We start from the raw sequence: 24,816 nt of genomic DNA, 5'->3' as shown, positions 1-24,816 counted from the left end.
GTCCGCCCCACCGGGCGGGCGGTCGTGGCCGTCCCGACCCTGGCGGAGCCTGCGGCGATATGCCACGCCTTGCCGAGAAGGAACATCGACGCGGCAATGGCAGAACCTGCGACCGGTCCGGCGCGAAGTCCGTCGGACCACTTCGTGGAGCAACGAACCGAATTGCGGAGGACTGTGACGCAGGAGTGTGCCGGAGGTGCTCTACGTTGGCTCCCGTGTGTGTGCGGGGGCGGAGTTACCGATACGTAGGGCCGGTCGAGCTGAAGGCCGCGGTCCGGCCTGGCAGTGGCGGGTGCCGGATCAGCTCGGCGGCCGACCTCGACGAGTGGATCACTGAGCGACCGGCGGCGGAGGTGGCCGAGCCGTTCACCTTCGTGGTCGGCACGGACGGGCTGTTCCGGCTGGCGCCTCGGCGTAGTGAGCACGTGGCCTGCGCCGGCGGGGACATGGTTCTGAGCGCCGGTGAGATCGGTTTCCTGCGTGAGGCGGGCCGATGGGCCGTGGATGGTGTCAGCAACCACTCCACCGGATACTGCCCGGACATCAGCTCCTGGCCGGCGGTCGCTCGTGCTCTGGACGGCGTCGGGCTCGGGCGTCCGTCCGGCTTCACCCATGAGGTGGTGTTCCGGCGGTGTCCCGGCTGCCAGGAGCACAACATCGTCCGCGAGGACGACTTCGTCTGCGTCTTCTGCGGCGGCGGACTTCCCGCAGCGTGGAACGTGGATCCCACCGCTTGACGACGAGGCCACAAACGCCCTTCAGGAGGTGTTCCTCGCACACCCGCGGTGACGACCCCGAGCCGACGAAGGCCGGTGCGGGGAGGGGGTGCGCTGGTAATCTCGGGCGATGAGCCTGGTTCCCGACCCGCCGGCAGGCCCCGCCGCACTCGCAGACCTGGTCGCGGAGCTGAATTCGGTCCGGGTCAGCGGTCTGTTGCGGCTGCGCAGGCTGTCGCTGCCCGCGTTGCACTCGTCGGCCGTCACCTGTGGGTTCGCCGACGGGTTCACCGATGCCGGCGAAGTGCCGCCGGAGGCGGTGGAGAAGCTGCTGGGCGCGGCCGTCGGGACGATGAGCGGGGAAGTGCTGCGCCGGGCCGCGGAGTTGACTTTCGGTGTGGGGCGCGGTGCCAAGGACGCGCACGCGCAGGACCGGCGACGGGAGGCCGCCAAGTGCTTCGGGGTCGGGACCGAGCATTTCCGTAAGCACCAGGAGAGACTGGTGATCGAGCAGACGGCCGAGGCCGTCCTCAGCCTGTGCCGTGCCCGCCGGGCCTCGCCCCCGCAGCGGCCGGAGGTGCCAGTGTCCCCGGATCAGCCACCGGGCGGACCGCCGATGTCTCCGCAGACCGTGCCGGTGCGCTTCGCGCACGGCACCGTGCCGGTCACCGTGCACACCACCTCGATCGAACTGCTCAGTGGTGTGGACGTGTTGGTGGCCTCGGAGAACACCTATCTGGAGATGTCCCGTACCTTCCGGTCCACGACGTCCGGCAGGCTGCGCCGCGCGGGTGCGCGGCAGGACGCGGCGGGCGGGATCCTTGAGGATGTGGTGGCGGCCGAACTGCGGCAGTGGCTGGTCGAGTTCGCCACGCCGGGCCTGCCGGTCGCTGCCGGCACGGTCGTGGCCACCTCGTCCGGTGCCCTCGCTGCCCGCTCGGTCCTCCGCATCTACCACGCGGCGGTCGTCAGTCCGCGCGCCGACGACGGGTACGAGGTGCCGCCGGGAGCGGTGGAGACGGCCGTGACCCGCGTCTTCGCCTGCGCGGCAGCCGAACGGAACCTTCTGGAGCGTCCGTTGCGCTCGGTGGGCCTGCCTCTGCTCGGGGCGGGCCGTGGCGGGCTGGAGCCGGAGGACAGTCTGCGCAGGATGCTCGCCGCGCTGGGCCCGGCACTCGCCGAGGACCCGTCCTGGGACGTCCACCTGGTGGCCCACCGCGGGGGGAACGCCCGGGTCGTCGTCGACGTCCTGGCCGGATACGGGCCGCTGCCGAAGCCCTGCCGCTGACCGCACCGGCTCCCCTGCGAGCCGGGGTTCCGTCCGGGGGCCGCACGCGCGCCAGCCCGGCCGTTCCCCGGAAGACGCCCTCGGTCGCCCCGGACGCTACCCGGTGCCGTGCCACCTCACCGGGAAGGAGCACCACGGGGCGGCACGAGGCCGTCCCGGCGAAGGGGGCGGGACCATGGGCGAGGGTACGGCGGCCTTGGTGGTGGGTGCGGTCGGGATCATCGGCACGCTGGCGTCGGCGCTGCTGTCGTACCGCCAGGCCGAGCGGACTCATCGCGCGGACCGGGACCACAGCGATCTGCGGTCGGCCCGGCAGGAGCGCGACCGTCTGCGGGAGGCGCGCGCCACGCTGTACGCCGAGCTGAACGCCACGGCCCGGCAGTATCTGACCGCGCTGTCCGACTACTGCCACGCGCTGCGGCGCGGCGACGTCCGGGACCACGCGGCCGAGGCACTGGACACCGCGCGGGCCTCGTACCGGAACACGTACGCGCAGGCACAGATGACCGTCTCCGATCCCGTCCTCGAAGCGCTGCGGACGGTCAACCGGACGCTCGGGGCGCTCTACGGCTCACTGATGCGGCTCGCGTCGGACCCTGGCGGCCAGGGTCCCGGCGGCACCCCGGACGGCCAGGTTTCCGGCGATCCCACTCACACCGTCGAGTCCGTGGAGGCGGAGGTCCGGCGTGGCTGGGCGCACCTGGCGGGGCTGCGCGACAGCCTGCGTGCCGATCTGTACCCGGGCACCGTCCCGGCATCGGAGCCGGACCAGGCCCCCGGCCCGGAACCGGGCGCCGGGTCGGCGCCCCCGGCCCGTCGACCCCGTTCATCGAGAGCGAGATTTCGACGACGAGGATCACCGGGAAGATCGCGAACCTCTCGCCTTCTGTGAACGCGGACATGATTCCTCCTGAAGGGTGTGCCGATTTACGCGATCGGCGGATGGGTGGAAAGGTGCTGCGGGATGTGCCGAGGGTGCGCGAATGAACTGTCCGCACCTTGATCGGGCAAGGACAGCACCGTGGAATTGGTCGCACGGGAACGCGTATCGACGCGTACGGAAGTACTGGGCCGGCAGGGAAGGCACCGCACATCCGGTGTTTTAGGCACCCGGTGGTGTGCCGATGGATTGCCCCGTCTGTCGAGCTCCCACCGAATCAGATGATGGCATTGGCGAAAGCCGCCGGAGCCCCCGGACACCCCTCGCCCGGAGCGCGACCGGATCACACCCGGATTCTGCCCGGGTCCCGCCCGGCAGCCGTCCTTCCGGGTGGAGCGGGGGGGGTCCGGCGGCCGTGGTGACCTCAGTTCGGCGGCGCGCCCACGTGGACGTCGTACCGGCTCATCGTCTGTTCCAGCCAGTGCCGGCCGGCCTCGTCGTCCAGGTCGATCGAGGACTTCGACAGTCGCCGCAGCACCTCGACGGGCCGCTGTGCGGGCTTTGGCAGCACTGCCTCGTGCGCTGCGCATGGATCAGGGGTGGGCCACGGCTGTCCGAGCCGGTCGGCGGACAGGACGATCGCGGGATACACCACTACCTCGGCGGCCACGGTCATGCCGAGGCCCCGGACGCCGCCGGTTCCCCCGCGGGACGCGCTGCGCGCGGCGCAGTTGTGGATGCTCGACCCGCACCGCACGGTCCCCGCCGCCCTGCGTGGCATCGCGGCATCGCCGTCGAAACCGTCGGCCGTCCCTTCGCCTCCCCTCGTATCTGGGCGGCCTTCGCCCATCACGGACACTGAAGGCGGCGGCAGGACCGGGGCCCTCACAGCCGTCGGACCAGCACGTGCTCTGCCGACGGGTCGTCACCACCTGGGAGACGCCTGGGAGGATGAGGAGTCAGCATCACGACTGCCTCACCTCCTGGAGTACGCCCATGACCCGTCGCCACCTCGCGCTCTCCGCCGCTCCCCAGCACCGGGTGGGTCGCCGCGGGGCGGGAGCGCCGGGACGAAGTCGCGGTCGTGTTCGCGCGGCGGGCGCGGCTTCCACGGCTGACCGAGCCGGACGCGCCCGACGCGCTGCCGGGCCGGGCCTCCGACCGCCTGCGCCGGAGCGCTCCGCACCGGAGCCGCCGGCGCGGGCCGCCGGCTGACCGGCGATGCGCGAGAACACGGGCGCTGTCACCCGACCATCGGTCCGGTCCTGTCCCCGCCGTTCGGTCCCCGCCCTTCAGTCGCCGAACCCTTCACCCCTGCCCGTCCCCCACGCCCCCGGAGACCCCGCCATGCCACGCGTCCTCCTCGTCGAAGACGACCCCTCCGTGCGCGAGGGCGTCGAGCTCGGGCTGCGCCGCCGTGGACACGACGTCCTCGCCACCGCGACCGGTGAGGCCGGTCTGGAGGCACTGCGTGCCTTCCGCCCCGATCTCCTGCTGCTCGACCTGATGCTGCCCGCCATGAGCGGCGTCGAGGTGTGCTGCCGGGTACGCGAGACCAGCCAGTTGCCGATCATCATGCTGACCGCGCGCGGCGACGACGTGGACATCGTCGTCGGCCTGGACGCGGGTGCGGACGACTACATCGTCAAGCCCGCCCGTACCGAGGTCATCGAAGCCCGGATACGTGCCGTCCTGCGCAGCGTCGAAGCTCCGGTGGACGCGCGTCCCGCCGTCGAGCACCACGGTGAGCTCCACATCGACCGTGCCGGTCACACCGTCCTCAGGTCGGGCGCCCCGGTCGCCCTCGCACCCTCCGAACTGAAGCTGTTGCTGCACCTGTCGGCGGTGCCGGAACAGGTCTTCAGCAGGCAGCGGCTCCTGGAAGCGGTCTGGGCGCACAGTTATCACAGTGACGTCCGTCTGGTGGACGCCTGTGTGCGCCGGTTGCGCACCAAGATCGAAGATCCGTCCGGTGATCCCAGATACATACAGACGCTGCGTGGCTTCGGCTACCGCTTCGGTCCGCTGTGAGGCTGGTTGTGGGGCTCGCTGGGAGGTTGGCCGGGAGGTTCACCGGAAGGAGGTCCTCCGCGAAGCCGGAACCGGTCGCAGGGTCCGCCGGGAGAATGTCCGGCGCGACCGCGGCGTTCGGCCTCCGGACCCGGCTGGTGATCGCGTTCCTGCTGGTGGCCTCGGTCAGCGCCGTCACGACCGCCGCGTTGACCTATCGGGAGGCGCGCAGCGCGGTCCTCGTGCGGGCGCAGGACACGGCCGTAGCCTCCTTCCGGGAGGAGGCCGAGCGGTTCGCCCCCGGCCTGCCCCTGGACCCTGATTCGCTGCGGTGGTACCTCTACGACATCGCGGCGCGCGCCAAACCCCATCCGTGGATCGTCTTCGCCGAGTACGGCTCGTTGCGCGCCTCCTCGGGTGACCGGCCCGTCTCCGGTGTTCTGACCGCGGAGCTGCGCCGCACCGCGCACACCTCTCCGCACGGCAGCTTCGAGCGGGTCGTCAAGGACGGGAAGGCGTATCTGACGATCGGGCTGCCGGTGATGACTCGCGTCGTCGCCGGCGGTGACGCGGTACCCAGTGGCCTGGTCCTCTTCGCCGTGATGCCCTTGACGAACGAGGAGGCGGACATCGAGGCGCTGGTGACCGCTGCGCGCGACGGGGCGCTGCCAGGGCTGGCCGTGGCCCTGGTGCCCGCACTGCTCGCGGCGCGTAGCGTGCTGCGCCCCGTCCGTGAACTGCGGCGAGCCGCGCAGTCCATGGGCGGTGGGCGGCTCGACACCCGCATCCCCGTACACGGCCGGGACGAGATGGCCGACCTGGCCAGGACGTTCAACGAGTCGGCGGCCCGTCTGGAGCGCTCCGTGCAGGAGTTGCGGGATGCCGGGGCGCGGGCCCGGCGCTTCGCCTCGGACGTCTCGCACGAGTTGCGCACCCCGCTCGCCGGCATGCTCGCCGTCACGGACGTGGTGGACGAGGACGCCGGGACGCTCGCCCCGGACACCGCTCGGGCGGTGCGCCTGATCAGTGCCGAGACCACCAAACTGGCGGTGCTGGTGGAGGATCTGATGGAGATATCCCGTTTCGACGCCCGCGCGGCGGAGCTCACCACCGACGAGGTGGACGCCGCGGAGGCCGTACGCAGCACCCTGTCCGGCAGACAGTGGACCGGCCGGGTCCGGGCGGAGCTGCCCGACGGCCTCCGTATCCGCCTCGACCCGCGCCGCTTCGACGTCATCGTGGCCAATCTGGTGGGCAACGCCCTTCGCCACGGTGCGGAACCGGTCGCCGTACGCCTGTCGGCACGCGGGGACGTGCTGGTCACCGAGGTACGCGACAGCGGCCCCGGGATCGCACCGGACGCGCTGCCGCACATCTTCGACCGTTTCTACAAGGCGGACACCGCGCGTTCCCGTTCGTCGGGCAGCGGTCTCGGGCTTGCGATCACCGCGGAGAACGTACAGCTGCACGGCGGCACGATCCGCGCGGAGAACGCGCCCGACGGCGGCGCGTCGTTCACCGTCGAGCTGCCCTTCGCCGGGCCCTCGCCCGGCATCGGCGCGCCGGACGGTCCGTCGGAGGCGCACGGTGGCAGGGGACCGGCGGACGGCCGGGACCGGACGGAGGCCGGGGCGTGAGGATTCCGGTGTCCCGTGCGGGTCGGGCGGTACGGCTCGCGACACTGCTGGTGCTGGCCGGGGGCCCGCTCGTGGGCTGCGGTATCCAGGAGACGGCCGTGGTCGAGGCCGGCAGTCCGGCTGTCGCCGATCTGCTCCCCCCGCGTGAGGGACGGGTGCTGGTGTTCCTCTTCTCCCCCGACGAGGAACTGTTGCCCGTGCCACGCCACGTCGACTCACCGTGGCCGAACGGCGTGGCGGGCTCCGCCGGACCGGATGGCTCGGCGTCCGGCACCGCCGGGTTCCCCGGACGTGACGGCCTCGACGGTTCGCCCTCGGTGGGTGAGGAGACGAGCGAGTCCCTCTCGCCTCTCGCGGCCGTCACCGCCCTGCTCACCGGCCCGGACAAGGCCGAACGGCGGGCCGGGTTCCGCAATGCTCCCTCGCTGCCGCGTGCGGCATCCACCGTGGACCGGGTCGTGACCCGTGGCCCGGCCGTCGAGGTCGAACTGCGTCTGCGGGTGGCTCGGCTGTCCGCCCCCGCCCGTGACCAGCTCGTCTGCACGGCCGCGTTCGCCGCGCACAAGCAGGGGGCCGTGTCCGTGATCCTGGTCGGGCGGGACGAACGCCTCGCCCCCGCGGACTGCCCCGTTCGACCGGTCCAGGTGCCGGCACGCTGAACCGCGGCGGAGGGTATGCGAATCGAAACGCTCGACGCGGCCGATCGGCCGATTCCGGCGGAGTCGGGGCTCCTGGAAGAGCCACGCTTCCCTCACGCGGGAAGGCGGCCCGCCGGAACATCCGTTCCGGCGGGCCGCGCTCCTCGACTCACCCGGGGCCGTGTCACGTCCGTCGGTGGCTCACCCGATCGCGCGCCCCGTGGCTTGCGGCCCCGTGCGGTGTCACCTGCCGGAGTAGGCGTCGTGAATCGTGACCGTCGACCGGTTGTCGTCCTTGTCGGTGACGACGGCCTTCAGCGAGATCGACCTGCCCTTCTCCGGGGCGCGTACCGTGATCCTGTCCGCCCTGACCGGGACGGGCAGCCACTTCGTGTCGTCGTACGACACCAGGACCTGCAGGGTCTTCAGGCCGTCGCCCGCAGCCGCGCCCTGTACCTCGACGGGGAAGGTCTGCTTGCCGCCCGCTGGAACGGTGGAGTCCAGCGCGAGCTGCGGCAGGAAGCGGACCGTGGAGACCGGCAGCATGGCCGCACTGTCCGTACGGGCCGACTTGAAGCTCCACGAGGCGTCGATCCGGGTGCCGGTGCGGTTGATCGCAGGGTTCCGGTTGATCGTGGTCGACACCGTGTACGCGGCGGTGTCCGACGGCAGCGTGAAGGGCTCCTGGTCGATGGCGACGTCCTTCTGTGTGTACAGCTCGCCGTTGCGGTGGATGGTCGTGCTCGCACTCGCGTACTCGGCGAATCCGGAATGGCCTGACCCGTCACTGACCAGCGGGAACGCGCCGTAGATGTCGTCGCCGTCGCGTACGATCCCGTCGTCCGCCTTCAACCGCGGCCCTGCGACACCGACGTTGAAGGTCTCGGTGTACGTCGCCCCCGCCGTGAACCGCTGCGGCCCGTCGAGCTCGTAAGCCGAGTCGAAGTTCCGGTATCCCGCCGGGTCCGCCTCGCCCAGCACGCCCGCGACGATGTTCCAGGCGGCCCCGTCGGCCGTGGACAGGTACACGTTGCGCGTTCCCGGTGCCGACCGCACCAGGTAGGGGGCCTCGACGCCGCCTCCCCAGTCCAGCGTGCCGTGCGCCGCCAAAGCGCCGTCCATACCGGGTACGGACGACCCGAGCCTCGCCTTCACCAGGGCCATGTCCTTGGCCGTGTACGTCTTGCTGTAGCCGGTGGCCAGCTCCTGGACCGGGCCGCCGGTGAGGACGTTGTATTCGTTGGTGCCCCGCTCCCAGTGCGCGGACCACTGCTGGGCGAGGACGCCGTCGTCCATCTTGGGGCCCTGGTACGCGGTGCGCAGGTTGTCGAAGCTGCTGAACTCGCCCCCTTCGATGATGAAGGTCTCGGGTGTGTTCAGGGTGGACATCATTCCGGCGCGCGTGGGACGCGCGTCGGCGTCCGGCACCTTGAAGTCCACCGGCCTGGTGGTCCGGGCGTCGAGGGTGACCGTGGTGGGACCGGTCACCGGGAGCTGCGGATTGTTGATCAGGTCGACGCCCTTGTCCGGGGCCGCGGGGTCGACCAGCATGTCGGCGGCGAGGCTGTAGGTGCCGCGCGGCAGCCGGACCGTGGTGGTGCCCGACGACAGGTCCGGGAAGAACCGCAGGCCCGCCGCGGATCCGCGGTAACCCTTCAGGTCGGCCTGCCAGTTGGTGCCGGCTCCACCGTCCCGCCCGATGGTCTTGAACGTGACGTCGTACGACTCGCTCTCCCGGTCCACCGAGGTCGTGGTGCGCACGGTCCGGCCGTCTCCGGACGCGACGACCGTGGCCGAGTACGAGCCGTCGACCGTGCCGCCCAGCCGGGTGTCGGCCGTCAGGTCCACGGCGGCGTCGCCGCCCGCCGGGACGGTGATCCGCTGGGCTCCGAGGGTGAAGAACCCGGCCGGGGCGGGCTGTCCGTCGCCGCCGGTGGGCGCTGCCAGCGACAGGTCGAGCGTGACGTCGGTGGTGCCGGTGTTCCGGTACGTCACCTGCTCGGTGACGGGTGTGTCGTCGGTGTGGGGCCACTGCTGGGTACCCAGGCTGACCGAGCCCGGTTCGGAGACGAGCGTCTGGTCGATCGCCTTGTCGACCGTGAGCCGGCCCGCGCCCTGCTGGAAGACCGAGTGGGAGCCGTCCGTGGCCGAGCCCGTCAGGACGGCCTTGATCTGTGCGCCCGTCCAGGTGGGGTTCTTCTGCTTGAGGATCGCCGCGGCGCCGGCGACGTGCGGGGTCGCCATCGACGTGCCGCTCTGGCTGACGTATCCGGGGGGGTTCTGTCCCGGGGTGCCGGCCGCGGCGGCCGCCGTGATGTCGACGCCCGGCGCGGTGATGTCGGGCTTGACGGCACCGTCCCCGGTGCGGGGGCCGACGCTGGAGAAGTCGGCGATCTGCTCGTCGTCGTCGACGGCGCCGACCGTCAGGGCCGCGTCCGCGCTGCCCGGCGACGCGACCGTGCCCCGTCCCGAGCCGCTGTTGCCCGCGGCTATCGCGAACAGGATGCCCTTCTCCGCGGAGATCTTGTTGACCTGGGCCTCCAGTGGGTCGATCCCCAGGGTGTCGGGGCTGCCCAGGCTCATGTTGATGACGTCGGCACCCTGGGCGACGGCCCAGTCGACCCCGGCGAGGATGCCGGAGTCGTCACCGACGCCCCGGTCGTCCAGCACCTTCGCGTTGATCAGCTGGGCGCCGGGCGCGACGCCCTTGAACCGGGCGTCCTTCGCTCCCGAACCGGCCGCGACGGAGGCCACGTGCGTGCCGTGGCCCACACGGTCCAGGACGTCCGGGGAGCCGCTGAAGTTCCGCGCCGCCACCACTCGGCCCGTCAGGTCCGGGTGAGAGGCGTCGATCCCGGTGTCCACGACGGCGATCTTCACACCGGTGCCGTCGTACGAGCGGGCCCAGGCCGCCGGGGCGCCGATCTGTCCGGTGCTGCGGTCGAGCGACGCCTTCCGTACGCCGTCCAGCCAGATCCGCGCGATACCGGAGGCCCTGGCCGCCGAACCGTCGTCCCGCTGACGGGTCACGGCGTCCCACAGCGAACCGTTGCTGTCGGTGGCTCCGGCGTCGGTGACGGCATCGGCGTCCAGGGCCGAAAGGGTCCGGCGGACGGTGGTGCCGTCGGAGGACCGCACCTCCGCGCGGGCCGACTCGGCCGCCGGTCCCCGGTAGCCGACGATCACCTTCAGGCCGGCCCGGTTGGCCTTGCGGCTCGCAGGTTCCGCGAGTCCGGTGACGTCGAACAGCCGCTCGTCCAGGGTGCCGTCGGCGATCAGCCGCCGGGCGTCACGCGGCATCACATAGGTACGGCCGTCCTGCGTCCGGGTGAAGAAGGGGATGTCCTCCCGGCCCTTCGCCCGCTGGATACCGCCGACCCGGCCACGGGAGTCCACCTGCACCCGGTCACCGGTGATCAAGGTGACGGTGTGGACGGTCCTGCCGGCTGTCCCCAAGCCCTTGGCACCGACCGGTGCTGTCGTGTCCGGGCCACTGGTCCTCGCCGTTGCCGGGCCGGTCATGCCGGCGGTCAGGACGACGGCGGCCGCAGCGACGACGTACGCCTTCTTTGATCGTTTACGCAAGATTGTCCCTGCTCAGGAGTGAATCGGGCGGGCGAAGGCCCAGCCCGCGCGGGGTGTGTTCGGATTCGTTCGACCCCGGGGCCCTGAAGTATTCCGGGGTCGCTCGGACGCACTCAATGATCGTTGTGTAACAGCCGCTCGGGATGATCCGGCTTACTCGGTAGGGCGTCCGGCGCCCGGTTCCCCGCACATGCGGATGCGCGGGCGCACCGGCCGGGAGGCCTCGCACGTGGCGGCGGGCGACCGGCACTCACGACGCGGGGCCTCACCGCCTGATGCCGGCTCGCGGAGGAGCGCGCCGCACCGGCCCTCGCTCAAGGCATGTCACCGCACCGGAAGGTGAACCGTTGATTCCCGCGGCTGAACCTTCGCGCTTCCGGCGAGGTCGGGGCGGCAACGGCGCAACCCCTGGTTCTCGGCGCCGCGCTGTCGGCCGGCGTCTCGGCGCTGTCCCTGACGGCGACGGCGGTCCCGCCGACGATCGAGGTGGGCGGCCCCGCGCCGGCGCTGGCGCCTGCTCTCTCCGGCGCACCGGCCCCGCAGGCACACCTCGCCGAACTCCTGGCGTCGTCCCCCACGTCCCTGCCGAGCAACATCGCCCCGCCCCTGCTGAAGGTGAGGTCATCGCGCTCCGCGGTCTACCCGGACAGCTGCCACGCCGACTACGCCACCACCACGACCAGGTGCTGCGTCTACGGCGACGGACGTCCTCGCGTACGGTCGTCCTCTTCGGCGACTCGCACGCGGCCCAGTGGTTCCCCGCCCTGGAACGGCTCGCGACCACACGCGGCTGGAAGCTGGTCCCGCTGACGAAGGCCTCCTGCAAGGTCGCCGCCGTGACCATCATCAGCGGCCGCCAGCCGTACAGCGCCTGCGACACCTGGCGCACCGCCGCGATGGCGAGGATCGAGACCCTGCACCCCGAGCTGGTCGTCGTCTCCTCCTCGGACGCCGGGGACCCGTACCGCCCCGCCGCGGACCCCCTCCGCCAGTGGAGCACCGGCTACCAGCACACCTTCCGCGAGCGGGCCTCCCCCGGAACCCGGGTCGCCGCCCTGCTCGACACCCCGTGGCCCAAGGGCGACCCGGTCGACTGCGCCGCCGGGAACTCCCCGCAACTGCGCGCCTGAGCGAACCACTTGCCGGAAGCGACGCGCGACGCGACCCGCGGTGCCGCCCTCCGCGCCGCCGCGTCCAGAACGGCCACCACGGTCATCGACCCCACGCCGTGGCTCTGCGCTCCCGGCACCGGCATCTGCCCCGTAGTCGTCGCCGACACCGCCGTCTACCGCCACGAGAGCCACCTCTCGGAGGCGTACGCGAAGGCGCTGCGTCCCGGTTCTGGCGCCGTCGCTGGACCGACTGGTGGGCGCGCCGGAGTCACCGAGGACGGGCATCGCAGCGCCTTCCTGAAGGCACACGGCGGCGGCCGTGCAGTCCCAGTGGTCGGGGGCCTGCAGGGTGGGTTCGGGCCGGCGCCACCCGGCGCCCCGCTCTCCGACACCGTCTGCTCGATCCCGCGCGTCGGACCGATCAGGTTCGAACTCCTCTGCTCGGTGGCAGACTTGAGGTGTGTGCGGTACACGACGCCCACCGCGTCGTCCCAGGGAAGGCGGCTTTACATGATCACTGTTCGTCGCGCGCTTGCCCGCCTGCGAAAGGCCTTCACCGCGCATCCGCCCGTCCCCGTTCCGCCACGGGACCCGTCCCGGCCGCGGCACAACATGTTCGAAGCCGCCGCGACCTATGTGACCGCGAGCGCCGAGGACGACGCGGACCGCCTCGACGAGGCGGCCGGCTGGGTCGCACCCGACGCCCTGGCCTTCGGGATCAACGAGCTCGCCTGCCGAGCGGTGATCGCTCTGGCCAGGGAGCGAAACGAGTCCGTCGAAGTCGTGGCACGCGGCCTGCTCGGCCTGCCCCGAACCGAACACTCCCGGCCGGTATGAGAATGCCTGCCGGAATGATCTCCACGGTGGTCGGAACACTCCGGGGCTGGTGATCCGCGCCCGCCCCGAACGGTGTGATCGGAGCCGGTGGCAGGAAACGCATCGACAGCACCCCGGTACCCGGCAAAGTGAAGGCCCGTGACAAGCAGTGAGCTGTGGACCGTGCGACCGCCGACCGTTACGACGCCGAGGAGACCGCGATGTCCTCGGCCGCCGTTCTCGGACCGACTCTCACCTTCCTCGCCGAGCTCGCCGGAGACGGCCGGGCACCGGAGTTCGCCATCGGGACCGGCCGGTGGGTGTCCCGCTCCGGGAACGCGGCGTGCCGGTGGTGGGCATCGAGCTGTCCGAACACATGGCAGCGGTGCTGCGCCGCAAGATGACGGAGCGCCGTTCACCCAGGACTCCGCGAAGCACATCTCCGTGTGGCGCAAGCCGACCTGAGGTCGGCCACCGGGCCGTCAGCGCAAGCCGTGTCCGTCCTGCCACTCCTACCGGGAGTTCAGGCGTCGCCGGCACCAGTTGACCCGGCCGGCCCGACTCCGGCTCAGCCGCGCTGGATCCAGTCCGGGTCCAGGCGGTCCGCCAGACCGGCGGCGGTGAAGGCGGCCTCCAGCTCCTTGCGGCCCTCCGTGAAGTGCGCCCAGCTGTCGTGGTGGGCCGGAACCACGCGGCGGGCGCCGAGGATCTCGGTGGCCTGGGCGGCCTGGGCACTGTCCAGGACGACCAGGCCGCCGTCGAAAAGGACAGGGAGGCGGGGCGCGCCGGCGAACAGGACGGCGGTGTCCACCGGTCCGAACCGCTCGGCGACCTGCCTGACGGCGTCGAGCGACGCGTTGTCGCCGCTGACGTAGACGGTGGGCAGACCCTCTCCGGTCAGGACGAAGCCGACGACCTGGCCCGTGATCGGCTCGACCTTCTCCCGCGCGCCGGGACCGTGGACGGCGGGTACGCCGGTCACGGTCACCGTGCCGCCGTCGGGACGGTTCAGCTCGACGGCCTCCCAGTCGGCCAGGCCCCTGGCCGTGCCCCTGAGACGCAGACCGCCGCTCGGAGTGGTGAGCGTGAGCGGGACGTCGGCGAGCAGGGCGCGACCGGACTCGTCGAGGTTGTCGGCATGCTCGTCGTGCGAGAGCAGGACCACGTCGATAGGGCCCAGGGCGGCCGGGTCAGCGGCTGCGGGGGCGGTCTTGGTCAAGGTCGGGCCTGCCCCCGGGTAGTCGCCCGGGCCGTCGAAGGTCGGGTCGGTCAGGAAGCGCAGGCCGCCGTACTCGAAGAGGGTGGTCGGGCCGCCGAGAACACGGACCGGGAACTGGTCGGCCGTTGCGGGGAGAGAAGACATGAAGAAAGACACCTCACGGATAGTTTCAAGCGAAACGTGAGACGACTCTAGCCATTTCTCACGGATGGACGCAAGCCGTACCATGAGATATATGAAGGAGTCCATGATGGAAGAACCCGCGCCGCAGCCCGCGCAGGGCGAGGATGAACACCCCTCCCTCGCCCTCGCCAACAGTGCGATCGCGCTGCCCGGGGGGCACACGGCCGATTTCCTGGGCACCCCCGCCCAGGCGAACCACTGGCTGACCGAACACGGCCTCGCCCCGGTGGACGCCGGCCTGCAGGAGTTCTGCGCGACCCAACTGCGCGCGCTGCGCGAGCAGATCAGGACCCTGTTCACCTCCCGTACCGCAGGGCTCCCCGCCCGTCCCGCCGCTGTCGCCGCCATCAACGACGCGATGACACGCGTCCCCACCGCCCCCCTGCTGCAGTGGGACGAGAAGAACGGCCCCTACCGGGCCACGCCCCACCCCACCTCCGCGATCGTCGACCACGCCCTGGCAACCCTGGCCGCCGACGCCGCCGACCTCCTCACCGGTCCTGAGGCGGAGCGCTTGACCGCCTGTGGCTCCCCACCATGCAACCGCTATCTGATCCGCCAGGGCCGCCGCCACTGGTGCTCCACCCGCTGCGGCGACCGCGCCCGCGCCGCCCGCGCCTACGCCCGCCGCACTCGGCCCGGGACGGAATGACGGCTCACTCCTCCAGGTACGCGCCGCCCACCCCCTTTGCGAGGATCCCGCAGGCGATGCGGGAGCGGGGGCCGGAGGCGCACACGACCAGGACATCACCGCGGTCAGCCGCGTGGCGGATGCCGGGCAGGGCCCGCTGGATCCGGTCGAGGGGAGGTGTTGAGGGCGCCGGCGAGGTGACCGCCGGCGTACTCGCAAGGGGTACGGACGTCGATGACGGTCAGTTCGTGCAGGCGCGCGCGGGCCTGGCGGATGTCAAGGGCGGTGACCGCGGTCATGGCAGATGTCATCCTTGTTCTTCGACGGTGCCCCGACCAAGGGGAGTACATTACCCCTGGGGGTATCCATGAGGAGTGATGATGGAGCTTGAACTGGCAGGGGCGGAACTGAAGTCGGTCCTGAACCGGTTGCGCCGGGCTCAGGGGCAGATCTCCGGAGTGATCCGGATGATCGAGGAAGGCCGGGACTGCGAGGAGGTCGTCACCCAGCTGGCGGCCGCGTCGCGGGCGCTCGACCGGGCCGGTTTCGCGATCATCGCGACCGGCCTCCAGCAGTGCCTGACGGAGATGGCGGACGGGCAACGCTCCGGCGAGGACCCGAACGAGATGCGTGCCCGGCTGGAGAAGCTGTTCCTCTCGCTGGCCTGACCTCTCGGCGGCCTTCGTGATCAGACGATCACGTCGGCGAGCATGAGGGCCGCCACCGCCGGCAGAACGAAGGCGACAGCCCTCTGCAGGGTCACGTTTGTGATCTTCGTGGCGAGTCGCTTGCCGTCCCAGGCGCCGAGAATCGCGGCTCCCGTGAACGGTGCGATCACCTCCCATCGCAGCTCACCGCCGGTTCCCGATCGTGCGGTGAGCACCACCAGGGAGTTGACGGTGATGACCAGCAGGCTGGTGCCCACCGCCTGCTTCATGCGCGGACCGAGCACGCTCATCAGGGCGGGAACGACGAGGAATCCCCCGCCCACACCGAAATATCCCGTCACGGCCCCGAGCCTCCTCGAAGAACGTACGGGCCTTGGCCGGCACCAGAACGTAGCTGCCGAGCCAGACCGGGGTAAGGGCCGCATGGCTGCGGACCAGCAGGGTCATCCCCAGGTGCGGCGAGGTGCCGGACGGCGCGAGGGCAGCAGGCGCGTGTGGTAGACGGCGATCTTCGGGTTGCAGACATCGCCGACCAACCCGGTACGCCACGGATCGCCGACCGGGGGTGCTCGCCGCCTTACTCACCGAGCGATTGCGCCGGCTGCACAGCACGTCTGGACACCCAGGAAACCGAGAGGGACGGCACCGGCGAGCTTGACGACCGTGTACGCCGTGGCGGACGGCGCCAGGACGCGGCCGGACCCACCACGGTGAGCACGCGCCGTACGAGCAGTCCCGCCGTGACGCCCCGGACCGTGCGGAGGCCCGTCCTGCCGGCCGGACGCCACGGCCCGCTTGGTCGCCACCGCCGAGTCCGGGCCGGGAACCCTGGTCAGGACAGCGGGTACGACGGTAGCCGCGAGGAGCTGAACGAGCTCGGGCTCAGTCGCGCACCACGCGTCTCGCACCTCGGCGCGGCACCCCGCCCGGGGTCAGGTGCCGGCGGCGGCGACGGCCTGGACCTCGACCGCCGCGCCGTAATGCAGGCTCGACACCCCGGCGACCGCGCGGGAGGGACGGTGCGCGCCGATCCACTCGGCGTACAGGGCGTCGAACTCCGGCCAGTCGGCCATGTCGCTGACGTAGACCGTGACGGCGAGCAGACGGTCGCGGGAGGTCCCGGCTGCGGCGAGGCAGTTGTCGAGGTTGTCGAGGGTCTGGCGTGCCTGTACTGCGAACGGCGCGTCCGCGATGGCCACACCCTGGGGGGTGACCGGGAGCTGACCCGACACGTACACCACCCCGGCGTGGGTGGCGGTGTGCGCATAGTGGCCGCGTGGCGGAACGAGGTCGGTGCTGTTTCGGAGCTGGATGCCGGTGGGCAAGGCGGAACTCCCCGGTGTGGTGGTGGTCATGACGGGTCGGCGGAGGTGCCGTCGAAGATTGCCGACATCCGCTCTGCGGACTTGAGTCCGGAGCCGGTCAGCACCACGACCGTGGTCTGCCCCGGCCGGATGGTCCCGTCGGCGATGAAGTGCTCCAGGGCGGCGGCGGCGACGGCACTCGTCGGCTCGGCGTACAACCCCTGCGCGACCAGGCGGCGCTGCGCTTCGGTGATCTCACGTTCCGGTACGGCGTAACCGGCGCCGCCGGAACGGGTGATGGCGGCGACCGTCTCCGGCAGGCGTACGGGGCGCGCGATCGAGGCACCTTCGGCGATGGTCGGGAGCCGCTCGCCTCTCGACTCCGGGTCGATCCCGTTGAGGGTGTCCACGATGGTGGCCCAGTGTTCCGGCTGTCCCACGAGCAGGCGTGGCCGGTGGCCGATCTGGCCGGCGGCCAGCAGTTCGGTGAAGGCCAGGTCGCAGCCGAGAACGATGCTCCCGGCTCCCGCTACGAGGACCACGTTGTCCGGTGCCCGGAAACCGAGCATCTCCCAGAGCTCGTACGCCAGTGTCTTGGTGCCCTGCAGGAACATCGGGTGCCAGTTGTGGCTGGCGTAGGGGATATCCGCGGACTGGCGGACGGCTTCGGCGGCGACCTCGTCCCGGGTTCCGGGCACCCTCTCGATCTCGGCGCCGAAGGCCCTGGCCTGGAGGACCTTCGCCTCCGATGTGGCAGCGGGGACAATGATCTTCGCCGGGATCCCGGCAGCCGCCGCGTAGGCGGCCACCGCCGAGCCCCCGTTGCCCGAGCTGTCCTCCAGGAGGCGTTCGGCGCCGGTGTCCCGCAGGTGGGAGACCATCACGCTCACGCCGCGGTCCTTGAAGCTCGACGTCGGGTTGAACCATTCGAGCTTGAAGTGCACGGAGTGCCCCGACCACTCGGATTCGATCAAGGGGGTCCATCCTTCGCCGAGACTCACCCGCGCTCCGGGGGTGATCGGCAGGGCTGCCTGATAGCGCCACAGGGACCGTTCCCCGGTGACGATCCGGTCAGCGGTGATGCCGGGAAGCGGGGTGATCATCAGGGGTGACCGGTCGTCGCCGCGCCATCGTGGATCGGTGAGTTCGTAGCGCGTGCCGGAGCGGTCGATGAGCTCAGGTGTCGTGGTGCGGTCCTCGGCTGCTGCCGAGGAGGACGGTGTGGCGGGCAAAGTGAGGGCTCCTTCGGGCGTGGGCCCGCCGGCGCCGGCCAGGAGGACGGTGGCGCCGGGGGGATTGCCGTGTGTCGTCAGGTATTCGTCCGCGTCCGCGCTGTGGGTGACCACGACGCCGATGCCGGCAAGGTCCCGGGGGGTCGCGGCGATCCCTGCACGCCTCTGGCCCATGAACCATGGCGCGGTGGGCGCGTACCTCCAGCGCGTCCGCCAGGCCGCACACCATCCCGACGGTGACCCGCCACGGCGGCGTGGAGTGGTGCTCTAGTCACGCCCGTGGCCGGCCTTGAGGGTCTTGTAGACAGCGGCGCGCGAGACGCCGAGCCGGGTGCTGATCCTGCGGACGGCCCCGCGCGCCTGCAGCAGCCCGCGCTCGTCGATCCGCCGCAGGACCTCGCCGCGTTCGGCCGTGGTCAGGTCGGTCAGCTCCTTGTCGCGGGACCGGGCCTCGTACAGCAGGATCTCGTCGAGCGCCGCGTCGAAGCTCGACGGGAAGTCGGTCGTCGGGACGGTTTCCGGCCCGGACCCGCCCAGCATCGTGTCGAGCTGGTCGCGCAGGGTGTGCAGGGCGGTGGTGTCCACGTTGATGCAGAGGCAGCCGATCACGCGTCCGCCGCTGTCCCGCAGGGGGATCGTCGAGCTCCTGATCATCCGGCCGTCGGGAGTGCGGTTGCGGTAGTTGATGTCCGGCTGTGCCGCGTCGCCGGCGGCGTGCATGCGGCGGCCGATCTCGCTCATCGGGTCCCCGGCGCGTCGCCCCGTGACCGACCCCCCGACCGCCACGACCGAGCTCTCGGGGCTCCGGTAGTCGTGTACCAGCACTTCACAGTGATCGCCGACCGTGGCGGCGATCCCGTCGACGCCGGCGGCGACGGCCGCGAGGATCGCGTCAGCCTCGGTCTCGTTCGGCTCCGATCCCTGCATGGGCTCCCCTTCAGCTCGCACTTGGTTGACATTTGGTCAAGCAAGTATAGACAGAATGAAACCCTGGTTTCTGCTTCCCGGAGTCGTCGAGCGCGCGTCCGGTGATTATGGCCAGAGCCCTACGGCGCCTGCTCCACGCGGGCGTACCACTCGGCCAGGGCGGGCCGGGGCGTTACGTCGACAGACACGACGGGAGCCCGCGACACAGAGCGTACGAACGTACACCTCTCATCAGCCGCTGATGCCCCCACCCACGGCGAGCAAGGGCACCGTTCGGCGCGCCCGGGGCGGTCCGCACCCTGGACGGCTGAGCGGTTTACGCCCGCCGCCCTCCCTGGCCCGGGGCGGATGCTGCCGCGGCCGGGCCCGCCTGCGTCGGTTCCCAGGCCGCCGCGCACAGGGATTCGGCCACGGCGGCCGTGTAACGGGCGGCGGTGAGCCAGTAGGTGGCGAAGCCGTCGGTGTCGGCCGGGAGGAGGCGGCCGAAGAGGTCGCGATCGCGTTGGGCCGCCGCGGTGCACAGGGCGGTGAGGAGTCCGGCGGCCGTGGGGAGGCCCGCGCGGCGGAGGCGGCGGGTCTCTGCGGTGACGTCGCCGAGCATGCCGAGGGCTGCGCGGCCTGCCGGGACCGTCTGTTCGACCCGGCGCTCCAGGAGGTACAGGGGCGAGTGCTCGCCGGACCCTCCGGGCTGCGGCGGGGCGACGTGTACGGAGGCGGCCGGGTCCGGGAGGTCGGCGCGGCGCAGACGGTCGAGGCCGAGGTCGATCGTGCCCTCGCCGGCGGGGTGCGAGCAGGCGAGGAGGGTGAGCCGGGGGTGGAGGGCCGGCACCAGGCGGCCGATGATCCTCAGCCGTGTCCCCGGCGCCGTGGCCAGCAGCATCAGGTTGTCGCGGTGGGCCAGCGCGGGGTCGTCGTCGGCGACGGTGAGCCGGACGGCAACGCCTCCCTCGCACAGCGCGAGCAGACAGGTGCCACCCGGCTCCCGTACGGCGCCGAGGAGTTCGACGTCCAGGAAGAGCAGGTCGCGGCCTCCGCCGTCCGGGTCCGCGTAGCGGGAGGTGGAGCGCAGGGCGCGGGCTGCCTGTTCGGACGGCGGCGTTTCCCACAGGGCGGCGAGCGGCGGCTCCGTCCACGCGGCACCCCGGGCGGTGACGGCCTTGACGCCCTTCCCGGCGCCCAGTCTGCCGTCCGGCGAGACCGTCGCACCCGAGACCGCCAGGCCGGCCCGGCCCAGCTCCCGGTGGGTGAGCGCGCTGTCCCCCAGGCGCACGGCCCGGTCGGCCACGCCCAGGGCGCGCCCGACGCCGCCAGGGGCCACGTCGCCGACCGTGCAGAGGCGGCCGTCGGTTCCGGCGACCCAGGTGCGGACGCCACCGTGCCCCGAGTCGGTGACCACGGGTTCGGTGAACAGGCCGTACAGGCGTAGCGAGCCGTCCGGGCTGTACGGGCGGCGCGCACTGCCTCTGACCGCGGCCAGTTCCGCCCCCGACGCCCTCCCCACCCGGTGTGCTGTGCCCAGGAGTTCGGCCAGGGCGGTGACGAGTTCGGCGGTGCGGTAGGACGGGTCGCCGGCGCGGGCCGCGCGCACCAGCGTGACGACGGACAGCGCGGCGCCCGCGGCGCGCGGCAGGTGCCGGAGCCGGGCGGTGTGCGCGGCGCGGAGGAGGGCCGACTGAGTGACGGCTCCGGCGCCGTCGACGCCGGCCTCCAGCACGGCGGCGCCCGCCCGCCACAGGGCGTCGGCCGCGGCACGCTGGGCCGGACTCGCCACCTCGGGCGAGGAGTCGGGGGCGGGTGAGGAGTCGGGGGCGGGGTCCGTCGCGGAGGCGGGTCCGGGGTCCGCCTGGGTGGGCCGGTCGACGAGTTCCATGTCCGCCGTAGGGGCGGCGCAGGCGGCTGCCGCGCGGTGGACGCAGGCGGGTGCGAGGAGGCAGCCGCAGGTGATGTCGTCCGCCGTCGCCACCACACCGCCCGGGGCGTGCAAACGCAACTCGGTCTCGTCGTCGACCGCGATCGTCACCGTGTCTCCGTCGCGGTGCGTCGGGCGGGCGCCGAGCTTGGTGACCATCGCGTCCAGCCGCTTGCGCAGCCGGGGCGAGAGGTCCTCCACCAGCGTGGCCGTGACCTCGGGCGCGACGGGTGGCAACCGGTCGGCGTTCATGCGGTCTTCTCCCCTATCCAGCGAGCCAGTTCGAGTGGGCTGAGGGCCGCCACGGGCATGCCGGCGGCCACGAGCTGCCCGGCGACGCCCGTCGAGTAGCGGGGCCTGCCGGCGTCGTCGAGGCTCGCGCACCCGAGGACGTGGCAGCCGGTGGTCACCAGGGCCCGCACCTCGGCCAGCAGTCCGCCGAGCGGCGCACCCTCCTCGAAGTCGCTGATGACGACGACGAGGGTGCGGGAGGGCACGGCGATCAGGCTGCGGGCGTGCCGCAGCCCGGCGGCGATGTGCGTGCCTCCGCCCACGCTCACCTCCAGCAGGAGGGAGAGGGGATCGTGCACATGGCCGGTGAGGTCGACGACCTCCGTGGAGAAGGCCAGGAAGTGCGTGCTCAGGGTCGGCACCCCGGCGAGCACGGAGGCGGTCAGCGCGGACCAGATCGTGGACGCCTCCATGGATCCGGAGACATCGGTGACCAGGATCAGCCGCCAGTCGGCCGACCGGCGGCCGCGACTGCGGAACACCGGCTTCTCGGGGATCACCCGGACCGTCCCGTCGGCCGTGCGGCGGGCGGTGGCGAGGTTGGCGCGCAGTGTGCGCGGCAGGTCCAGCCGGCCTCCGGGGCGGCGGGTGGGCCGGGCCAGCATCGTGCCGGTGAGGGCGGGGCGCAGCCGGGTGGCGAGCTGCCGGGTCAGTTCGTCGACCAGGCGGCGCACCAGCGGCCGGAGCGCCGCGAGGCGCGCTTCGGGGAGGCCGCCGGCGTACCGCAGGACCGTCCGGAGCAGTTCTACGGAGGGGGTGGCGGCCGCCGGATCGAGTTCGGCGAGGACGTCCTGCCGACCGGTCACCGCCGCGGCGGCGAGGACCTCCTCGCGGATGCCGGGGCCGAACAGCGCGGCCAGTTCCTCGGACCACTCGCGGACGCCGGGGAACGATGGTTCCCGGCCGCCTCCGTGACCGGAGGTGGGCAGGCCGCTGCGGGATCCCTCGCCGTGTCCCGCGCCGTAGAGCTCGTCCAGAGCGGTCGCCAGGCGGGCGGCGCCGGACGGCAGTCGGTCGGGGCGCCGGCCGAGCACGAGCCGCCACCGGTCGGCGGGCGCGAGGGTGCGCGAGGGGGTGACTTCGGTAGGGGGTGCGGTGGCGGGTGTGACGGTGGGGCGCGTCGCGACGGGGTGTCCGGTCGGCGGTGGGACCCGGTCGTCGTGTGCGGGCTGCGGGACGGGCAGACCGAGGCGGGTCAGGAGTGCGCGGGCCGCGAGGTCGGCGGCCGTCCGGCGGGCGAGCTCGGCCGGATCGTCCGCGTCGAGGGTGCCCACCCGTTCGCCCAGCCGCTCCTCGACGGTGTCCAGCAACCGGTCCCGGGCTGCCGGGCTCAGGGTGTCGAAGCCACCGCGCAGGGCGGGCAGCCGGGCCAGGAACGCGGTGTCGTCCAGCTCGACGACCCTCCGCAGCAACGGGTCCAAGGCACTGACGCCGACAGTCAGGAGCGGGCCCGCCACCGTCAGGACGCCGGTGAGGCGGGCCGTGAGCGCGGCCCGCGAGGTGCTGTCCACGGCTCCGTCCACCCAGGAGGCGACGCGCCTCCCGAAACTCTCGGCCTCTTCGTGGCCCGTGAGCACCCTGACTGCTCCGGCGGCCGCGGCGATCAACGGGGTGCCGTCGGCGGCCAGTCGGGCGAGGGCGTCGGTGAGCCGGATGCCACCGACCCGGTCGGCCCGCTGGGTCAGTTCGAGCAGAGCCCGGGCGTCCTCGGGCTTCTCGGAGCCGGTCAGGCCGTCGACCTGGCGGACCGCGGCCGAGGTCAGCAGTTCGGCCGCGCGCGCGGTGTGAGCGGCACGGGCGATGGTGGTGGCGTCCGGCGCCGGGGAGTCGTCGGGTGCGGCCAGGCCCGGCAGGTGACCGGCGTCGATGCGATCCAGCAGGTCGAGCCCGGCGAGGAGTTCGGGAAGGGTACCGCTCGCGGGGAGTACGGCGGCCAGCTCCGTGAGCCGTTCGTCGGCCAGGGCGGAGAGACCGCACTCGGCGGCCTCCGTGAGGCCTCGGACGACCTGGGCGGCTGTCGGTCCGCCCTCCGCGCCCTCGGCCGCGTGCCGTTGCCGCAGTACGCCCTCGGCCGCCTGGGCCGGGGTGACCCCGCGGGCTCCGGCCGCGGTGAGCATCGCGGCCGTCGCCGGGGTCCACCGCACCTGCCAGCGCGTCGTGAGCCCTTCCGTGCCCGCCGCGCCGGTCACCCCCTGCTCCTGCGCGTAGGGGATGCCGCACACCGTCAGCCTGCGCAGCAGCAGTTCGCGGCGCCGGTCCAGGGTGGAGCGCGCCGGGTCGAGCCGGAGGTCGCGCGGTGTCTTCTCGTGCGCGTCCCCCGGCCCGGGAAGAGAGAGCGCCGTGGTGGCGGCCTCGACGGCGGGGCCCAGTCCGCTGCGCGGAGCGGCGGGCGCGGGCCGTCCGGTGCGGGCTCCGACGAGTACGCGTTCGAGGGCCCTGGCGACGGCGCGGCCCGTGCCGTACGTCTCGCCGCGCCCCAGCACCGTCTGTACGGCTTCCAGGAGTTCACCGCGGCCGGGGGCGGGCAGATCGCGCAGGCGGGCCAGGTCACCGGCCACCCGGACGACCTCCTGGCCGTCCGCCGGGCCGTAGGGGTGGCCCTGTTCGCGCAGGGCGGCACAGACACGGACCGCGGTGCGGATCAGGGCCTCGTGCAGCGCGGCCGGGTCCCCGGCGGCGTCCAGGACGGTGTGCTGCCACTCCGGGTCCCGGATACCGGCCGGGTAGCCGGACCGGGAGTCGAGCAGCGGGTACGTGTACGGGACCAGGGAGACGGTGCACGCCGCGGTTCCGGAAGCGCCGTCCACCTGGCCGTCCACGCCCGGCCCCGGCACGGCGGTGGACGCGTCCGGCACGCCTGGTACGGCGGTGGACGCGTCCGGTGCGAGGCCCCCGGCGGCGGACGGCAGCAGCGCCGGGGCGTGGAAGGCGCCCACCACCACGGCGGGCCGTCGCCCGCTCGCCAAGGCCTCGGCGACATGTCCCCGCATGCACGCCTCGCGCACCAGGTCCGTACCCTGTACCCCGCCCCGCGCCTCGGTCTCGTGGCGCAGCGCCCAGCCGGTGAGCAGGGCCGCACGGCGGAGCGCCTCGGGTGTCGAACCGGGCGCGAGGGCCTCCACCAGTCTGTCCCACAGGTCGTCGCCGTCCCGGCCGGTGAGCCGGGTCCGGAGCGCGGCGGACAGCCCGCGCCCCTCCCCCGGCACGGGTGCGGAGCCGGCGTCCGGCACCGGGGCGGGGGTCTCCGGACCGCCGCCCGCCCACGCCCGGTCGGCCAGCGGCAGATCGCAGGCCACGGCCGGGACCCCGTTCCTCGCCGCCCAGCGCAGAGCGACCAGTTCGGGCGAGAAGTCCGCGAACGGGTAGAAGGCCGGACTCCGCTCGCCTGCCGAGCTGGTCCCTGGTCCGTCGGCGGGCACGGCGGCCAGCGCGACCGGGGCCTCGGTCTCCTCGTGGGCGAGCCAGCCCAGCCAGGGCTGGAACTCGGCGGGCAGTTCGACGAGGAGGACGTCGGGGGCCGACGCGTCCAGCAGCGCCGGGAGGGCGGCCGCCAACGAGGGCGCGTGGTGGCGCACCCCGATCAGGAACGGCAGCCCGGGGCCGGCCGCCGCGAGGGCGGCCACTGCGGCTTCCGGGGTGGCCGGTCCGGCCGCCGGACCGCCACCCTGTGCCGGGCCAGCGGTGGGCACACCGGCGGCGGACGGTGTCTCAGGGGTGGACCGCGTCTCGGCGGTGGATCGCGTTCCGGGGGTGGTCGACTTGGTCATCCG

The 24,816-nt window shown here is 72.7% G+C and carries 17 protein-coding genes and 4 pseudogenes; 11 read left to right on the top strand and 10 right to left on the bottom strand.

Annotated elements, in window-relative coordinates; translation table 11 throughout:
- Window positions 1–215 precede the first annotated feature (215 nt).
- From ACFWVP_RS02865 to ACFWVP_RS02855, 3 genes are all read left to right on the top strand, one after another.
- Window positions 216–737 (top strand): hypothetical protein, encoded by a 522-nt coding sequence (locus ACFWVP_RS02865; protein ID WP_384493300.1) that lies wholly within the window; start codon window positions 216–218, stop codon window positions 735–737.
- Window positions 738–846: 109 nt separating this feature from the next.
- On the top strand, window positions 847–2,004 hold the full coding sequence (locus ACFWVP_RS02860; protein ID WP_384493143.1) for a macro domain-containing protein: 1,158 nt from the start codon (window positions 847–849) through the stop codon (window positions 2,002–2,004).
- Between the two features lie 175 nt (window positions 2,005–2,179).
- A complete protein-coding gene (locus ACFWVP_RS02855; RefSeq protein ID WP_384493142.1) occupies window positions 2,180–2,896 on the top strand; it encodes a hypothetical protein in 717 nt (238 codons plus the stop codon).
- A 412-nt stretch (window positions 2,897–3,308) separates the two neighbouring features.
- Here the strand turns inward: ACFWVP_RS02855 and ACFWVP_RS02850 are convergent, their stop codons facing one another.
- Entirely contained in the window at window positions 3,309–3,665 is a 357-nt protein-coding gene (locus ACFWVP_RS02850) for a hypothetical protein (RefSeq protein WP_384493141.1), read from the bottom strand.
- Between the two features lie 566 nt (window positions 3,666–4,231).
- On the opposite strand from ACFWVP_RS02850, the gene ACFWVP_RS02845 reads away from it, so the two are divergent.
- From ACFWVP_RS02845 to ACFWVP_RS02835, 3 genes are all read left to right on the top strand, one after another.
- Window positions 4,232–4,915, top strand: a complete 684-nt coding sequence (locus tag ACFWVP_RS02845; protein ID WP_384493140.1) for a response regulator — start codon at window positions 4,232–4,234, stop codon at window positions 4,913–4,915.
- A 95-nt stretch (window positions 4,916–5,010) separates the two neighbouring features.
- Window positions 5,011–6,531, top strand: coding sequence for an ATP-binding protein (locus ACFWVP_RS02840; RefSeq protein ID WP_384493139.1), 1,521 nt, complete (start codon window positions 5,011–5,013; stop codon window positions 6,529–6,531).
- An 8-nt stretch (window positions 6,532–6,539) separates the two neighbouring features.
- Entirely contained in the window at window positions 6,540–7,190 is a 651-nt protein-coding gene (locus ACFWVP_RS02835; protein ID WP_384493138.1) for a hypothetical protein, read from the top strand.
- 222 nt (window positions 7,191–7,412) lie between these two features.
- Here the strand turns inward: ACFWVP_RS02835 and ACFWVP_RS02830 are convergent, their stop codons facing one another.
- Entirely contained in the window at window positions 7,413–10,754 is a 3,342-nt protein-coding gene (locus ACFWVP_RS02830) for a S8 family serine peptidase (protein ID WP_384493137.1), read from the bottom strand.
- Window positions 10,755–11,029: 275 nt separating this feature from the next.
- On the opposite strand from ACFWVP_RS02830, the pseudogene ACFWVP_RS02825 reads away from it, so the two are divergent.
- The 3 genes and pseudogenes from ACFWVP_RS02825 to ACFWVP_RS02815 form a co-directional block, all read left to right on the top strand.
- Window positions 11,030–12,031, top strand: a pseudogene (locus ACFWVP_RS02825) (SGNH hydrolase domain-containing protein); the annotation flags it as partial.
- 345 nt (window positions 12,032–12,376) lie between these two features.
- On the top strand, window positions 12,377–12,703 hold the full coding sequence (locus ACFWVP_RS02820) for a hypothetical protein (protein WP_384493299.1): 327 nt from the start codon (window positions 12,377–12,379) through the stop codon (window positions 12,701–12,703).
- A gap of 138 nt (window positions 12,704–12,841) precedes the next feature.
- Window positions 12,842–13,103: pseudogene (locus ACFWVP_RS02815) on the top strand (SAM-dependent methyltransferase); the annotation flags it as partial.
- A gap of 147 nt (window positions 13,104–13,250) precedes the next feature.
- Here the strand turns inward: ACFWVP_RS02815 and ACFWVP_RS02810 are convergent.
- Window positions 13,251–14,045 carry an MBL fold metallo-hydrolase gene (locus ACFWVP_RS02810; protein ID WP_384493136.1) on the bottom strand — a complete coding sequence of 265 codons (795 nt, stop codon included), beginning with the start codon at window positions 14,043–14,045 and terminating at the stop codon, window positions 13,251–13,253.
- 91 nt (window positions 14,046–14,136) lie between these two features.
- Between ACFWVP_RS02810 and ACFWVP_RS02805 the strand changes: the two genes are divergently transcribed.
- Window positions 14,137–14,736, top strand: a complete 600-nt coding sequence (locus ACFWVP_RS02805; RefSeq protein ID WP_384493135.1) for a CGNR zinc finger domain-containing protein — start codon at window positions 14,137–14,139, stop codon at window positions 14,734–14,736.
- 34 nt (window positions 14,737–14,770) lie between these two features.
- Here ACFWVP_RS02805 and ACFWVP_RS02800 read toward each other — a convergent pair.
- Window positions 14,771–15,014 (bottom strand): annotated as a pseudogene (locus ACFWVP_RS02800) (rhodanese-like domain-containing protein); the annotation flags it as partial.
- Between the two features lie 81 nt (window positions 15,015–15,095).
- On the opposite strand from ACFWVP_RS02800, the gene ACFWVP_RS02795 reads away from it, so the two are divergent.
- Complete coding sequence (locus ACFWVP_RS02795) at window positions 15,096–15,383, top strand: metal-sensitive transcriptional regulator (RefSeq protein ID WP_384493298.1); 288 nt, start codon at window positions 15,096–15,098, stop codon at window positions 15,381–15,383.
- Window positions 15,384–15,403: 20 nt separating this feature from the next.
- Here the strand turns inward: ACFWVP_RS02795 and ACFWVP_RS02790 are convergent.
- From ACFWVP_RS02790 to ACFWVP_RS02765, 6 genes and pseudogenes are all read right to left on the bottom strand, one after another.
- Window positions 15,404–15,814, bottom strand: a pseudogene (locus tag ACFWVP_RS02790) (sulfite exporter TauE/SafE family protein); the annotation flags it as partial.
- Between the two features lie 501 nt (window positions 15,815–16,315).
- Window positions 16,316–16,738 carry a RidA family protein gene (locus tag ACFWVP_RS02785; protein ID WP_384493134.1) on the bottom strand — a complete coding sequence of 141 codons (423 nt, stop codon included), beginning with the start codon at window positions 16,736–16,738 and terminating at the stop codon, window positions 16,316–16,318.
- Complete coding sequence (locus ACFWVP_RS02780; RefSeq protein WP_384493133.1) at window positions 16,735–18,093, bottom strand: pyridoxal-phosphate dependent enzyme; 1,359 nt, start codon at window positions 18,091–18,093, stop codon at window positions 16,735–16,737. Before ACFWVP_RS02780 ends, ACFWVP_RS02785 begins: the two co-directional genes overlap by 4 nt.
- Window positions 18,094–18,186: 93 nt before the next feature.
- On the bottom strand, window positions 18,187–18,846 hold the full coding sequence (locus ACFWVP_RS02775) for a transcriptional regulator (RefSeq protein WP_384493132.1): 660 nt from the start codon (window positions 18,844–18,846) through the stop codon (window positions 18,187–18,189).
- Between the two features lie 316 nt (window positions 18,847–19,162).
- On the bottom strand, window positions 19,163–21,007 hold the full coding sequence (locus ACFWVP_RS02770) for a hypothetical protein (RefSeq protein ID WP_384493131.1): 1,845 nt from the start codon (window positions 21,005–21,007) through the stop codon (window positions 19,163–19,165).
- Window positions 21,004–24,813 (bottom strand): DUF5682 family protein, encoded by a 3,810-nt coding sequence (locus ACFWVP_RS02765; protein WP_384493130.1) that lies wholly within the window; start codon window positions 24,811–24,813, stop codon window positions 21,004–21,006. Before ACFWVP_RS02765 ends, ACFWVP_RS02770 begins: the two co-directional genes overlap by 4 nt.
- Window positions 24,814–24,816: the final 3 nt, after the last annotated feature.

It is taken from the genome of Streptomyces sp. NPDC058637, assembly GCF_042717325.1.
Taxonomy (GTDB): Bacteria; Actinomycetota; Actinomycetes; order Streptomycetales; family Streptomycetaceae; genus Streptomyces.
This window is presented reverse-complemented; position numbering and strand designations above follow the sequence as displayed.